The 14,960-nt window shown below is 56.2% G+C and carries 12 protein-coding genes and 1 tRNA gene; 10 read left to right on the forward strand and 3 right to left on the reverse strand.

Annotated features, from left to right (window positions below):
* Both HMPREF0178_RS20385 and HMPREF0178_RS05115 read left to right on the forward strand, forming a co-directional pair.
* The coding region (locus HMPREF0178_RS20385) for a helix-turn-helix domain-containing protein (protein WP_304412095.1) at nt 1–353 on the forward strand (353 nt) is incomplete at its 5' end.
* Between the two features lie 42 nt (nt 354–395).
* Nucleotides 396–472, forward strand: a tRNA-Arg gene (locus tag HMPREF0178_RS05115).
* A 226-nt stretch (nt 473–698) separates the two neighbouring features.
* On the opposite strand, the gene HMPREF0178_RS23015 is transcribed toward HMPREF0178_RS05115, so the two are convergent.
* Nucleotides 699–818, reverse strand: coding sequence for a DNA methyltransferase (locus tag HMPREF0178_RS23015; protein ID WP_369736916.1), 120 nt, complete (start codon nt 816–818; stop codon nt 699–701).
* A gap of 167 nt (nt 819–985) precedes the next feature.
* Between HMPREF0178_RS23015 and HMPREF0178_RS05120 the strand changes: the two genes are divergently transcribed.
* From HMPREF0178_RS05120 to HMPREF0178_RS05130, 3 genes are all read left to right on the forward strand, one after another.
* The gene (locus tag HMPREF0178_RS05120; protein ID WP_232281200.1) at nt 986–2,161 is read left to right on the forward strand and encodes an HD domain-containing phosphohydrolase; all 1,176 of its coding nucleotides are present in this window, start codon (nt 986–988) and stop codon (nt 2,159–2,161) included.
* Nucleotides 2,162–2,171: 10 nt separating this feature from the next.
* Nucleotides 2,172–2,522 carry an Hpt domain-containing protein gene (locus HMPREF0178_RS05125; RefSeq protein ID WP_039958584.1) on the forward strand — a complete coding sequence of 117 codons (351 nt, stop codon included), beginning with the start codon at nt 2,172–2,174 and terminating at the stop codon, nt 2,520–2,522.
* 76 nt (nt 2,523–2,598) lie between these two features.
* Entirely contained in the window at nt 2,599–5,262 is a 2,664-nt protein-coding gene (locus tag HMPREF0178_RS05130; protein WP_009379619.1) for a response regulator, read from the forward strand.
* Nucleotides 5,263–5,420: 158 nt separating this feature from the next.
* Here HMPREF0178_RS05130 and HMPREF0178_RS05135 read toward each other — a convergent pair whose 3' ends face one another.
* Complete coding sequence (locus tag HMPREF0178_RS05135; RefSeq protein WP_009379620.1) at nt 5,421–6,899, reverse strand: sigma-54-dependent Fis family transcriptional regulator; 1,479 nt, start codon at nt 6,897–6,899, stop codon at nt 5,421–5,423.
* Between the two features lie 281 nt (nt 6,900–7,180).
* Between HMPREF0178_RS05135 and HMPREF0178_RS05140 the strand changes: the two genes are divergently transcribed.
* The 3 genes from HMPREF0178_RS05140 to HMPREF0178_RS05150 all read left to right on the forward strand — a co-directional run bounded on the left by HMPREF0178_RS05140 (nt 7,181) and on the right by HMPREF0178_RS05150 (nt 10,708).
* Nucleotides 7,181–7,432, forward strand: a complete 252-nt coding sequence (locus HMPREF0178_RS05140) for a ferredoxin family protein (protein ID WP_009379621.1) — start codon at nt 7,181–7,183, stop codon at nt 7,430–7,432.
* Nucleotides 7,429–9,120 (forward strand): FAD-binding protein, encoded by a 1,692-nt coding sequence (locus tag HMPREF0178_RS05145; protein WP_009379622.1) that lies wholly within the window; start codon nt 7,429–7,431, stop codon nt 9,118–9,120. The genes HMPREF0178_RS05140 and HMPREF0178_RS05145 overlap by 4 nt, the downstream gene beginning before the upstream one ends.
* Nucleotides 9,121–9,223: 103 nt before the next feature.
* On the forward strand, nt 9,224–10,708 hold the full coding sequence (locus HMPREF0178_RS05150) for an SLC13 family permease (protein ID WP_009379623.1): 1,485 nt from the start codon (nt 9,224–9,226) through the stop codon (nt 10,706–10,708).
* Between the two features lie 188 nt (nt 10,709–10,896).
* On the opposite strand, the gene HMPREF0178_RS05155 is transcribed toward HMPREF0178_RS05150, so the two are convergent.
* Nucleotides 10,897–12,789, reverse strand: coding sequence for a sigma 54-interacting transcriptional regulator (locus tag HMPREF0178_RS05155; protein WP_039958762.1), 1,893 nt, complete (start codon nt 12,787–12,789; stop codon nt 10,897–10,899).
* A gap of 263 nt (nt 12,790–13,052) precedes the next feature.
* On the opposite strand from HMPREF0178_RS05155, the gene HMPREF0178_RS05160 reads away from it, so the two are divergent.
* Together HMPREF0178_RS05160 and HMPREF0178_RS05165 are read left to right on the forward strand one after the other, a co-directional pair.
* Nucleotides 13,053–14,009 carry a tripartite tricarboxylate transporter substrate binding protein gene (locus HMPREF0178_RS05160; RefSeq protein WP_009379626.1) on the forward strand — a complete coding sequence of 319 codons (957 nt, stop codon included), beginning with the start codon at nt 13,053–13,055 and terminating at the stop codon, nt 14,007–14,009.
* A gap of 62 nt (nt 14,010–14,071) precedes the next feature.
* The coding region (locus HMPREF0178_RS05165) for a tripartite tricarboxylate transporter permease (RefSeq protein ID WP_009379627.1) at nt 14,072–14,960 on the forward strand (889 nt) is incomplete at its 3' end.

The following is a 14,960-nucleotide window of genomic DNA, read 5'->3' on the forward strand; positions in this document are numbered from 1 at the left end:
AATTGAATAACGAAATGGAACGCGCCGCCTCTCTGACGATCGGCGACCGTGTGGAGCTTTCCGATCTCTCCACGCGCATCGTGCCGGATGAAGTCAGATGCCACCTTCTCGAAACGGAACCGCTCATCAGCCGGGATGGGGCAGATACCCATCAGGCAGAGACGACAACGGCGCAGAACTACAACCTGCAAGACATGGAGCGCAAACTCATCCTTGATGTGCTGAACAAAACCGGCGGCAACAAGAGCAAAGCCGCAGAACTGCTCGGCATCACACGGGAAGGCCTCCGGAAAAAACTCCTGCGCATGGGCATCAACGACAAAGAGCCCCCTCACGGCGACGGCAGGGCTTGACATTCACCGGCCTGAACACCTAAAACAATACGTTCCTAACGCGCGCCCGTAGCTCAGTCGGATAGAGCGACAGCCTCCTAAGCTGTAGGCCACAAGTTCGATTCTTGTCGGGCGCACCAGAATGAAATCAGGCAGTTATAGATAATAATCTATGACTGCCTGTTGTCGTCTCTTCTCCCCTATTTCTCCCCTTTACTGCTCTTTGTAGCTTATTTCTCCCCCGAGTGTGAGCTGTCACGCAAAATGAGAATTTCCGTCACGCAACTTGAGAACGTGCCGAAGCGTTTCTAACGCCTTGGCATGTTCCTTGCTAATCAATGTTCAGAAGCCGTTCTGCACTCAATTTTACATAGTCCGGGGAAAGTTCCAGATACACTTTCGGCCTGTCAACATAGCCGCGTGGGCCGTAGTTCCACCCCCCAGAAAGGGGTCAAGCACGGTCCCGCCGGGCTTCACGATTTCCATAAGCTCTTGCAACAGCGGCAAGGTTTTTCCGGTAATAAGCAGTCTTTGATTTTGATATTTTTATTTACACGCATAACCATCCGTGTTATTATACTAATTAAAGATTAACTTTAAAAAATTATTGATTTTTCCTCAAATGAGGAAATAGGGCCAGCCTTGGGAATATTTTGTTCCTTGTCTTGCTGATAAAACAAGCGACAATATATCAGTACATATTTTATACATTTTTTCAAATAATTATGAAATATTCGTTCATACATAAAATAGTTGTTCCTAACACAATTCTTATTGTCGATGATGATGAAATGAACCGTGATGTGTTGGGGAATATTTTTTCTGCGTCTCATTCCATTGAAATGGCTGAAAATGGAAAAGAGTGTCTCAATAAAATACTAGAATATGGACAAAAATTTTGTGCTATCCTTCTGGATGTGGTCATGCCTGTAATGGGTGGTATTGAAGTATTGAAAAAACTTAACAGAGATGGCGTTGTTGATCATATTCCCGTCTTTCTTATTACTGGAGAAACAGATACGAGAATCATCAAGCGAGCATATGAACTCGGCGTGATGGATGTCATTTCTAAACCTATTTCTTCGTATATTGTGCAACGCCGGGTTAATTCCGTTATTGAATTGTTTACGGCACGTAAACGACTCTCCAGTGTGGTGGGCCAGCAAAAGGATCAGCTTTTGAAACAGGCCAAAAGAATCCTGAGGCTGAACATGGGGATGATAGAGTCTCTTTCAACAGCCATTGAATTTCGCAGTGGCGAGTCCGGTGAGCACATCCGGAAAATACATGACATCACTAAGCTGTTCCTTGAAAATTCTCCGCTGGGCAAAGATTTTTCGACGGAGGAAATTGAGCATATTTCGTTGGCCGCAATTATGCATGACGTTGGGAAGATTTCCATTCCTGACGCCATATTGAGCAAGCCAGGCCGCCTTACCCCCGAGGAGTTTGAGATCATGAAGACGCATACGACACAAGGGGGACAACTTCTGGAGAGAATTCCACAGATGATGGAACTGCCGTTTTTCACATATGCCTACGATATTGCCAAATACCATCATGAGAGATGGGACGGACGCGGATACCCGGAGGGACGCAAGGGCGACGATATCCCTTTATGGGCACAGATAGTCTCCATTGCAGACGTATATGACGCGCTGGTCAGCCCACGGTGTTACAAGAAGGCATTCAGTTTTGAGGTGGCCCTTGGCATGATTGTCAGCGGTGAATGCGGCGTGTTCAATCCAAACATATTGGCATGCTTTCGGGAAATTGAGGGTAAGCTTCGCACTCTCTATGGTAGCGGCCCGGAGCGATTGTACGAGTGAGGCAAAAAATATGGATCAGACAAGAAAGGCAAGACTTGAGGCGGGCGGAATTATGGTGGACGAAGCTCTTGAACGCTTTATGGGAAATGAGGCTATGCTTGAGCGTTATTTACAGAAATTCCTCAGCGAAAAGAGCTATGTCATGCTGCGAGATTCCCTGGCCTCAAACGATTGGGAAGCGGCTGGCAGAGCAGCGCACACGCTGAAAAGTGTATGTGGTACCATAGGATGTGAGGCCATGCAGGAGCTTGTGATTCTGCAGGAGCGTCATATCCGCGCCGGAGAATGGAAAGAAGCCGTTGATATGATGCCAGAGATATCCAACAGCTACGAAAATATTTGCGGTGTGATCCGGGCGTAGCGTACAGGGTATTGAGCAGAGGGACGTATAAAGGGATATTGCGTACTGCCGTATATCTAAAATATTAGGCAATTAAATGAAAAGCTACAGCGGAATACCATATACGATGGGAAAACAGGCCGCAGACGATGTAAAGACACAGCTTGTTGGTTTTATAAAAATACCCAAATGGCTGCTTGGACTCTGTCTTATTACTGTTTTCTATATTTTGTTTGTCTGTTTCTCCATGTATAAAATAGGCGATTCAACAACGCAGCTCTATGAGTATCCCTATACTGTCTCACGCAAAGCGCAGGAAATGAAAACCGCCCTCTATGGCATGCGAATCTCTCTGCCATCTCTTCTAGTCACACCCGGCATCACCATTGCCGAAATAGATAATCTCCTGCGAGAGCAGATGGCGATGCAGGATAAGTCGCTGGAAGAGATCACACTCAAGTTCCGGGGGAATGAGAAAGAACTGGCTTATCTGAAAAGATGTATGGCTGAATTGCGGGAAGCCCGAAAAAATATGGTCAATAACATGTTGGGCAACCTGGATTTTCAGTACATCAATGCCTATTATGCCCGTGAGGTTCTCCCACATTTTGAAAAGGTGGATAACCTGCTAGGTAACTTGGGCGATGCCGCCGAGCACCGTGGTAATGCAATCTTGGCGAAAATGGACAAGCTGAGAACCTTTTCTATCATTGCTACGCTGATTATGGGAATAAGCATAATCTTGCTGATTCTCCACACCCGCAAACTGGAATGGGATAAATACAAGGAAAGCGCATACCGCGAAAAACTCCTCAATCTGCTTGCAGCCAACATAGATGAAATATTTTTCATTTCACGCGAAGATAAATCTTTTGAATATGTGAGTTCAAATAGTGAACGCGTCATAGGCGTATCGCCTGAAAAATTTATTCATGATTCCAGCAAATTATATTCCCTTCTAGCGTGTAAGGATAGCGACTGGTTACGCGCAGTGTTCGACGATACGTCCTCAAATATGAAGGAACGGGACGTCGTGCTTGGTGAAGAGGGGCGCCGCTTCAATATCCGGGTGTATCCCATATTCCTAAATGGTGTTCTGAGCCAACGCATTATCGTATTATTCGATCAAACTAAGGAATTTGCCTATCGACAGGCACTGAGCGACGCTCTTGAGAATGCCCGCAACGCAAATACCGCCAAAAGCAATTTTCTCTCCCACATGTCTCATGAAATCCGTACGCCGATGAACGCCATTATCGGCATGACGGCCATTGCCTTGACCCGGCTTGACGATCGATCCCGCATGGAGGATTGCCTCACCAAAATAGCTCTGTCCTCACGCCATCTGCTCGGCCTTATCAACGACGTGTTGGACATGTCCAAAATCGAAGGCGGCAAGCTCACCATCGCTCATGAGCCGTTCAATTTTAAAATGTCTCTACAAGGAGTTATCAATCTTATCCAGCCTCAAGCGCTGGAACGCGGACTGGATTTTGAGGTGTCCCTGTCCGGGGTTGATGAAGAGGAGCTACTCGGCGACGCACTGCGACTTAACCAGATTCTTATCAATATACTGTCCAATGCACTCAAATTCACCCCGGTCGGGGGCTCCATACGGCTGGAGGTACACCAGCTCCACAAAAAGAACAATAATGTGCAGTTCCGCTTTGTTATCCGTGATACGGGCATTGGTATGAGCCAAGAGTTCATAAAGCGGCTTTATACCCCCTTTGAACAGGCCACATCCTCCACCGCTTCAAAATTTGGTGGTACCGGGCTCGGCATGGCCATTACCAAAAATCTTGTTTCTTTGCTGGGCGGTACGATATTCGTGAAAAGCGAGGAAGGCAGGGGAACCGAGTTTACTGTGGAACTCCCCTTTGGCCTGAGCGGACGGCAGTTAGAAAAAGGCAAAGGCGAGCTGGAGCCACTCAAAGTGCTCGTAGTGGATGACGACTACGGTACCTGCGAGCACGCCTGCCTGTTGCTGGATAAAATGGGACTTCGTACCCGATGGGTGCTCAGCGGTGCGGAAGCCGTGAAGGTTGTGCAAGAATCCCATGTCAGTGGTGATGATTACGACGTATGCTTCATAGACTGGAAAATGCCGGATATGGATGGCATGGAAACCGTCCGCCGTATCCGTAATGAAGTCGGGCCGGAAACTCTTATCATCATTATCAGCGCCTATGACTGGGGAGCGATAGAAGAAAAGGCCCGTGCCATTGGAGTTAACGGATTCATCGCCAAGCCCTTTTTCGCTTCCAGTCTTTACAATACGCTTACTTCATTAACACGACGAACGGCTCCGAAGAGAGAAACAGAAGTTTCCGCCCCCCCGGAATCAGAGGCGGAAACTGCGCATCAGCATTATGACTTTACGGGGAAGCATATACTGCTGGTTGAAGACAATGAATTCAACCGTGAAGTCGCCCAGGAGTTTCTTGAAATGACAGGGGCCACGGTCGAAAGTGCCGAAAACGGTTCAGAGGGAGTAGCTCTTTTTACGGCCTCGGAAACCGGACAATACGACATTATTCTGATGGATGTGCAGATGCCGGTCATGGATGGCTATGAGGCGACACGAACCATTCGCGCTTCGGTACATCCTGACGCGAACTCCATCCCCATTCTTGCCATGACGGCCAACGCCTTCAGCGAAGATGTAGCTGCCGCTGTGGCGGCAGGCATGAACGGGCATATAGCCAAGCCCATTGATGTGACGGCACTTTATCGGCTACTCGCTTCGCATTTTAAGTAACAATGCGTATTAAGGGAAGGAAAACAGAGTATGCAGGAGGCACGGAGGTGTCCCATGCGTACCCTGTTTTCCTTTCTTTGAAAATAACGAGTCCGGACCCTAAAGCCGTAATGCAAAGGGATGACATCCTAGGATGTCATCCCTTTTCTCGTGCCGGGCTATCGCTTCATCTTCGCCCGCAGCGTCGTATAGTGGATTCCGAGAAGCGTTGATGCCCCGCCCTTTCCGGTCAGTTTTCCATCCGTCTTTTCGAGCACGGCCTCAAGGTAGCGCCTTTCCAGTTCTGCAAGCGTAGGCCAGCCGAGCTCCTCAAAGAGCGACGTTGGCTCGCGCCGTTTTCGCTTTACGCCAAAAACAAGGGGGCGCATCACCGACCCGGAACGGCTGTCGATAAGCGCCCGCTCCACTTCGTGTTCCAGCTCCCTGACATTGCCGGGCCAGTCGTAGCCGTATAGTTTGTCCAGTTCGGCCTGACCGGGCTCCGGGGGCATCGTCGTGCCCATTTCCTGCGTCTTTGCGGTGATGAAGTGCCGGACGAGCGGAAGGATATCCACCTTGCGCTCTCGGAGCGGCGGGATGCTGAGCGGATACACCGACAGGCGGTAGTACAGATCCCGGCGGAACGTCCCCTTCTCCACCATCTCTTCAAGGTCACGGTTCGTAGCGGCGACGACACGCACATCGACGGGAATGGCGCGCGGATCGCCCACGCGCTGGATGATCTTGCGATCCAGCACCCTGAGGAGCTGTACCTGCGCCGTCAGCGGCAGTTCGCCTATTTCGTCGAGAAAGAGGGTTCCCCCGTTGGCGAACTCGAAATAGCCGCTCCGCCGGGATTGCGCCCCGGTGAACGCCCCTTTTTCATAGCCGAAAAGTTCGCTCTCCAGCAGCGTCGGAGCGATAGAGCCGCAATTCACCCGCACAAGCGGCCCCCCGTTCCTGCCCGAAAGCTCATGGATGGCCTCCGCCACCAGCTCTTTGCCGGAGCCGGTTTCCCCGGTCACGAGTACGGTGGTCCGTGTGGGGGCGACTTTCTCGATACCCTGCCGCAGGGCGGCCAGCCCCGTGCACTGCCGGATCCGCTCGTAGCCAGTGAGCCTTTCCTGAACCTCCCCCACTGCGATCGGGATATCCGTAAAGGCGGCGGCAAGCTCCTCCGCAAGCGGGGCGATGAGGCGGCTTAACGGCTCTATATCCTCTTCTTTGAAGCTGTTTTTTTCATTGGACCAGAAGTTGATCAGGAACGTGAACGATCCGCGCGCGAACAGCGGAAGGCGCAGCAGTGCCGCATGGGAATAGAACGGCAGCTCGGTAACGGACGGATCGATCTTCAGCGCTTCCCTCTTGAACGATTCGAGATCGTTCAGGAGGAGCGGCTTCGAAAGATCGCTCCCGTGCGCGATGATGGGGTAACTCTTCCGGCCCTTCCCGGCTTCACGCACCCGGGTCAGGCCGTTGGGCAAGGTGTCCGCAATGGGCACGAAGACCCGCAGATCAGAGGAACCGCTCACAATATTCAGCCTGATAATGGGAAATATTTCCCGTATAAGCTGAAGGAGCAGATGAATCGAGCCGTCCAGCCCGCTCGTCCGATACAGCAACCGGCACGACAGCCCGCCGGAATCAAAAAAATCCATTGATTCCTTTCCTTCCATCATATGAAAAGAACTTTCTTTTTGTCCTGACATGCCCATATCCCCCCACGCTCTACTTTTGAAGCGAATGTCCTTTATATTGTGTTTTACTAACATTATCTATTGCAAAATACAATAAAAATGAAGATACGCCCGCTTTAACCTATTGTTCTTTTTTATACAAAATAACGGCACGGTCATTGCTTTATCAGAATCGAATCATCCGTAAAGAGCAGTTATCATACTGCGATATATGCAAAACATTCCAAAAAGGAGTTTCCCCTATGCCTCCGCTGATCGACCGGGAAAAGTGTACCGGATGCGGCACTTGTGCCGAAATCTGCAATTCGAGCCTGTTCGTGTTTGACCGCGGCGTCGACAGATTCCCCCGCATCAAGTTCCCCGAAGAATGCTGGCATTGCGATTCCTGCGTGCTCGACTGCCCCGTCGGGGCTATTTCCCTGCGCATCCCCCTGTCGTACGGCCTCATGCATGTCGACGCGTCCACCCTCACCACCAAGGAGGCCAAGTCATGATCCCCGTCAAGCCTGTAATCGAAGCGGATCTCCTCATCGTCGGCGGCGGCATCGGCGGCCTCATGGCAGGCATCGCGGCGGGCAAGGCCGGATGTAAGAACGTCGTCATCATGGAAAAGTGCCATGCGCGCCGCAGCGGTTCCGGCGCGACCGGCAACGATCACTTCAACTGCTATATCCCTTCCTATCACGGCGACGACATCGAGCCCGTATTCAAGGAAACCATGCAGAGCCTCGTGGGCCAGCTCAAAGAACCGAGCCTCATGCACAAATTTCTGGAAAAGAGCTTTGAGCTGGTGCAGATGTGGGATGCTTGGGGCGTGAACATGCGCCCGACCGGAGACTGGGAATGCAAGGGGCACGCCCTGCCCGGCAAGCCCCGCGCATTCCTGAAGTATGACGGCTCCGACCAGAAGAAGGTGCTTGTCCGCGAGGCCAAGGCGGTCGGCGTAAAGTTCTACAACCATCATCCCGTGGTGGAACTTGCCCGCGTCGGCGGCCGCATCGCCGGGGCGCTCGCCGTGGACATCAGCACGGAACAGCCCGCCTTTGTCCCGGTCCGGGCCAAAACCGTCCTGCTCGCCACAGGACTCACGCACCGCCTGTACATGAACGCGTCCACGCCGGGCTTCATGTTCAATACGGGGCACTGCCCCAACTGCGCGGGCGGACAGGGCCTTGGCTGGCGCGTGGGCGCGCGCATGGTCAACATGGAATTCCCCTATACCCACGCGGGCCCCAAGTATTTGCAGCGCTGCGGCAAGGCGACGTGGATCGGCGTCTACCGCTATCCCGACGGCAAGCCCATCGGCCCCTTCGCCACCAAGTCCGATCCGCAGTACGGGGACGTGACCAGCGACATCTGGAATTCCGTCTTTGAAGACGTGATGCGCAAGGGCACCGGCCCCGCCTACATGGACTGTTCCGACGCCACCGACGAGCAGATGGCGTACATGCGCTGGGCCATGACCGGCGAAGGCCTGACCGCCCTGCTCACCTATATGGAAAAAGAAGGGATCGATCCGCAGAAGCACGGCGTGGAATTCATGCGCTACGAGCCGATCCTCCACGGGCGCGGGCTCGACGTTTCCGATGAGGGGGAAACCTCCGTACCCGGCCTTTTCGCGGCGGGCGATCTCGTGGGCAACGGCGGCTGCGGCATCGCGCTGGCGGCCTATCTTGGATGGGAAGGCGGAATGGCCGCCGCGGCACAGGCCGCCACAGTCGATTTCCAGCCCGCCGAGGAAACCGAATCCATCAGGAAGCGCATGGAACTGCTCTCCTCGTTCATGGATCGCCCCGAAGGCGCGGACTGGAAGGACGCGAACATGGCCCTGCAACAGATCATGAGCGACTACGCCCCCGCCGGGCCAGCCAAGGTGCGTTCCGAAACGCTGCTCAACGCCGGACGGGATTACCTGAAGCAGCTCCGCCATTCCGCGGAACGGCAGATGGGCGCGACATGTTCGCATACGCTCATGCGGGCCGCCGAAGTGCTCGATCTCATGGACTGCGGCGAAGCGATCATGAACGCCGCGCTGGCGAGGCAGGAAACCCGCGCCAACCATGTCCGTTCCGACTTCCCCTTCACCAACCCGCTCCTTGCGGACAAGTTCCTCACCGTGGGCCTTGAAGGCGATGAGGTCGTCGCCCGCTGGCGCCCCATCCGCCAGCCGGTTTCCCGCTAGCTCCGAAAAAGCGGGGAACGCCCCGGCGGCGTTCCCCGCACGGCAAAAGCCTCCCCCGCGCCGAGCCTTTCCGCCCTTCCGCAATCATACCCTTGGAGCCGCCATGTCCGCCCCAGCCACTCCCGCACTCTGTAGGCAGATCGCCTTCTTCGCCCTTGGCCCGCTTCTCTGCTTCCTTCTGAAAGACCTTCCCCCGCTTGAGGGGATGAACCCCGACGGCATGGTCTGCCTCGCCGGGTGCGTCTGGCTCATGCTCTGGTGGATGACGGAAGTCTTGCCGCTGCCGGTCACTTCGCTCATGGCCGTTCCGATCTTCGGTTTCCTCGGCGTCATGGCCCCGGACAAGGTTTTCGCCACCATCGGGCATCCGGCCATGATGCTGATCTTCGGCGCGACCATCATCGTGGGCGTCTGGAAGGAAAGCAACCTGATCGAGCGCTATGCCTACTGGTGCTTCAACCTGCCCTTCGTCAGGGGCAACCCCGTCCGTATGGTCCTCATCTTCACTTTCGGGGCGGGCGTCATGTCGGCCATAGCCCCCAACATCCCCCTGACCATCCTGTTCATTTCCATTGCTGTAGCCATCGGGAAGTCCTGCAACCTCGCGCCCGACAACAACATGATGCGCTCCCTGTGCACGCTCTCGGCCATCGCACCGGCCCTCGGCGGCGTAGGCACGCCCCTCGGAGGCGCGCCGAACATCGTGGTCATCGCCATCGTGGCGACCGTCCTCGGGCACGACATCACGTTCTGGGAATGGTCGGCCCTCGGTATGCCTCTGGTTTTCGTCACCCTGTTCGCCTGTTTCGCCATCACGGCGCTCCTGTTCCCCGTGGGCAAGGCCGGGAAAGGCTTTTCCATGCCGGAAGGCTACCTCAAGAAGAAGCTTGAGGCCCTTGGCCCGGTCTCGGCCCACGAACACGCCGCCATCTGGATCATGGTGGTCGCGCTGGTGCTCTGGTGCTCCGGGCCGCAGATTTTTTCCGCGCTCGGGCTGGAAAAGGAAGTGCGGATGATGACAGCCCCGGTGATCGCCGTGCTCATGGGCGCTTCCGCCTTCCTCGTGCCCATCCGCCGGGACCGCGAATCCGGCAGGCTCATCTTCGCCATGAACTGGGATCAGGCCGTCCGCAACATCGGGTGGGGCATCATCGTGCTGCAGATCGGGGCCATCGCCTTTGGGCAGGTGCTCCTCAAGGGCGGCGTGGACAAATGGATGGCCCAGTGCATCCAGATGTTTCTGGGCGACATCCACGGCTTGCTGGTTTGGTTCGCTCTGGTCTTCATCACCGGGTTCTTCTCGCAGATCATCATGAGCCTGGCGGTCATCCCGCTCATGCTGCCCATTACGGCGGGCCTTGCCGGGATTTACGGATTCGATCCCCTGCTCGCGTGCATCTCCGTCGGCTTCGTCAGCAACCTGACCACCATGTTCCCCTTCTCCTCCGTCGCCGTCGCGGCGGTCATCGCGGGAAGTGAAGGCTACGCGCAGCCGAAGGACTTCATCATCAGCGGATTCCTCAATACGACCATCGTCACGGTGCTCACCTTCGGCCTGTGCTGGCTCGTCGGCCCGATGGTCTTGTAGGCGCGCGTGCTTTCGGCGGGAACAACCGGCGTGGCCCGCCCCATTCGGGAAACTGAAGGGGCCGTTCCTGTGGTGGGACGGCCTCCTGTACCCTCGTTGTCGTTTTTGGAAGCGTAAACAACGCCGTGGAGCTGAGAGGCCGGCGTCCGGGACGCCCCGAAGGGCATCCTCCCGATACGCCTCCGGCTTCAATCCTGAACGGATACGTCCTTCGCGGCGTCCGCTTCGAGAACCCGCCTCAGGCTGCTGTAACTGATCCCCAAAGCCCTGGCCGCTTTTCTGCGGTCGCCCGCACAGCGCCGCATCTCCTTGCGGACAATCTCCAGCCGGTACGCGGCAAGCTGTTCCCCCAGCGTCCCCTCCTGCGGCGCCTTGTCGAAGAACTGGTTGCGATGGCGGAATATCTCCTCAAAACAGGCGAGGCTGGAACTGTTGTCCCCGAGCAGGACAAGGTAGCTTTCCATGACCGACATGAGTTCGCGGATGTTCCCCGGCCAGGAATAGCGCCGGATGGCATCCAGAATGGCCGGGGTGACGACGGAGGCGTTTTTCCCATACCGTTTGAGGACGTTGGCGATGAGGAGCGGTACGTCTTCCAAACGATCCCGCAGAGGGGCGACTTCAAGGCAGACGCCCGCCAGACGGAAATACAGATCCAGCCTGAACGAGCCCGCCTTGACCAGATCCAACAGCTGTTTGTGCGAGGCGCAGATGACCCGCACGTTGACGGGAATGAAGCGATCGCCCCCTACGTGCATGACTTCCTTCGCATCCAGCACGCGCAGGAGGCGAAGCTGCACGGCATGGCTCATGTCCCCGATCTCGTCAAAAAAGAGGGTGCCGCCGTTCGCCAGTTCGAAAAGCCCCGCTTTGCCGCCGCGCTTGGCTCCGGTAAAAGCCCCCTCCTCATAGCCGAACAGTTCGCTTTCCAGCAGCGGGTCCGGCAGGGCCGCGCAGTTGACCACCACAAAAGGCTGCTTGGCCCGTTTGCTGGCGGCGTGCAGGGCGTGTGCGACAAGTTCCTTGCCGGTGCCCGTTTCGCCGTGGATGTAGACCGAGATGTCCGTGGGCGCGTAGCGGGCGATGTTTTCTTTCAGTTTCACGACGCTGGCCGACTTGCCGATGATGTCCCGTGCCGTGTAATTGGCCACGAGCCCGCGTGAATGGAGATCCGTGTCGATCTTCCGGTTGATTTTCTGGAGGTTCTGCACATCATGGATGAAGCAGACCGCGCCCGTCGTCGACGACGACATGGCCAGCGGGAACGTGTTGATGAGCAGCTGCCTGCCGTTGATGGTCACCACCCGGTCTATGAACGGGGAAGAGTGCTCCAGCACTTCATCGAGAAAGAGCGGCGGGAAGAAGCGGGCGAGTTCATGCGAAGCCCCCACACGCAGCAGCTTGAGCGCCTGCGCATTGTGGAAAACGATGTCCCGTTGTGCGCTGAGGCAGATCACACCCTCTTTCGAGTAGTGGAGCATCGCCTGGATGTTGGATCGGTTCGTCTGCTCCATGCGCATGTTTTCGGCTATGGTAATGGCCCGGCTCACCGCGTTGCGGATATTCACGGGCTGCGGCTCGTCCAGAAAAATCTGCCCGCCGAGGCGGCTGACGATCCGCGCCGTCCCGCCCCCGCCCACGAAAACCCGAACGCCGCGCGCCATCGTTTCCTTGATCCGTTCCTCGAGTTCTTCCTTAGTGTCGTAGCGGACCGGGATAATGCGCATACCAAGCAGGGATTCCATGAACTCGATGTCGCGGGCCTCGTTGATGTGCGCGGTGAGGGCCACCGTATCCGAAAGCTTCCTGGCCCGGCTCAAGCCTTTGATGATGTCGATCTCCGAACGCTCGACGAAGACCGTGCGGCGTCCAAATTTTTTGAAGACGACCTCACGGAACCCGCCGTGGCACAGCAGGACTTCGTATCCCTCTTCGAACAGGCGCCGGGCGTCTTCGAGCGCCGTCTCGTAGCTGGTCACCTCAATGGATATGTTCCACCCAAGAAGCAGCGTTTCCCGGTACACGATATCGGCGACGAGCCTGGAATGGACAAGCGCCGCAATCCGGTATTCCTGTTTCACATTCGGCTCCTGCATGGCAAAAACGGCCTTTGATTTGAAGGGGTACGGGAAAATATGCTCAAAATTGAGCATCATTTGCTCAATTATGAATCTACACGCCCGATTATCTGATTGTCAATAAACTCATAACCATACAACATATCATGCAATCGGCTCCCGGAAAGGCCTTGGCATGGTTTCTGCTTGTTCAAAAGGGAACAGGATACCGCCGCCGGACGCAACCCGTTGCGCGTACGGCTCAAACCAGTCAAAGGAGCCTCCCCATGAAGCGTTGTTTTGCCTTCTTGCTGACGGTTTTCGTGGCCCTTTCCCTGACGGCCTTCGCCCATGCCGGAACCTATCCGGACAAGAGCATCAAGATCATCGTCCCCTTCAATCCGGGAGGCGGCGGAGAGCAAGGCGCCCGCCTTCTCGAAAAGGATTTCAAGGAAGTGGTCGGCCAACCCCTTTCCTTCATCTACAAACCCGGCGGCACCGGGCTCATCGGCATGGTGGAGCTCAGCCGCCAAAAGCCGGACGGGTACACCATCGGCATACACTCCTATCCCCTGCTCATGCTCGACATCATCACCGGCCGCGCCGGGTACACGCTGGACAGTTTCGATTTCATCTCCCTGCTCTGCCTTGAGGAAGTCTATCTGGCCGTCCGCGCCGACAGCCCCGTTTCCAGCGCCAAGGAACTCATTGAGCGCGCCAAGTCCGAGCCCGGCAGGATCAACCTCGGCATCTGCGAAATCATGGGCCCCACGCATATCCCCGCCCTGCGCCTGAAGGCCGACGGCGTGCCTTTCAACCATGTGCCCATCGACGGCGCGGGCAAGGTCGCTCCCGCGCTCCTTGGCGGGCAGGTTGAAGCCGCCATCGTCCCCTCCGGAGGCGTCTCCGGTTCCATCAGCAAGATGAAGGTGCTCGCCGTATTCGCGCCCGAACGCAGCAAGCGCTTTCCCGACGCCCCCACCATGAAGGAGGTGGGGTACGACATCAACAGCGCCGTGGGCCGCTACATCGCCGCCCCCGAGGGTGTGCCCGCCGAAAAGCGGAAGGTGCTCGAAGACGCCTTCAAGACCATCCTTTCCAACCCGGAAGTGATCGCGCGTTATGAAAACGCAGGAACCGTGGTTGCATGGAAGTCCGGCGAAGAATTGCGCAAGATGTTTGAAGAGTACGAAAAGGAAGGCCGCGCCATGGTCGAGTTCTATCAGAAGACGCAGAGCAAGTAGCCCGCCCGACGGAGCGGCTTTGGGCCGCTTCCGGATCCACCTTCTTTCCTGAGAGACGTCCCATGGATGCAGTCCCTTCCATGCTTGAGTATATTGTGCGGGGCGCGGCGAGCGCCGTGCTCCCCATGAATCTGCTGGTGATGTTCATCGGGCTCGTCGTCGGCATCGTCGGCGGTATGCTTCCCGGCATCACCACCGTAACGGCCGTGGCCCTGTTTGTCCCCTTCACCTTTTCCATGCCCCCGGACATGGCGCTCATCGGGCTCGGCGGCGTGTTCTGCGGGGCCATGTACGGCGGGGCCAACGCCGCCATCCTCATCAATACGCCGGGAACACCGGGGTCCATCGCCACCTCGCTGGACGGCTATCCGCTGGTCATGCAGGGCAGGGCCGAGGAAGCCTGTTACATCGCCCTGCTCGCTTCAGTCCTCGGCGGCATTTTCGGGACCGTCGTACTCATGCTATTCTTTGAGCCGCTGTCCGTCATGGCCCTGAAGTTCGGCTCCGAAGCCTTTTTCTGGATGGGGCTGTTCGGCCTGTCCACGCTGGCGGCTATGTTCCCCGGCAATATCGCCAAGGGGCTGCTCGGCGGAGCCATCGGGCTGGCCCTGTGCACGGTGGGCCTCGACCCTGTGATGGGTATGCCCCGGTTCACCTTCGGCTGTTTCGATCTGGTGCAGGGCCTCGACATGGTCGCCCTCATGATCGGCCTGTTCTCGCTCTCCCAGATGTTCGTCATGCTGGAATCCGACGAGAAGTATATCGTCAAGATGGAGCGGCAGGCGCACGCCTTCAAGCTCGCCGTCGTCGATATCCTCAGGCATTTGAAGCTGCTCTCCGTGGCCTCGGCCATCGGGACCTTCATCGGCGCGCTCCCCGGCGCGGGCGGCAGTGTGGCCGCGCTCGTCTCCTACAATGAGGCCAAGCGGTGGGACAAGGACCCCGACCGCT

The organism is Bilophila sp. 4_1_30 (assembly GCF_000224655.1).
Taxonomy (GTDB): domain Bacteria; phylum Desulfobacterota; class Desulfovibrionia; order Desulfovibrionales; family Desulfovibrionaceae; genus Bilophila; species Bilophila wadsworthia.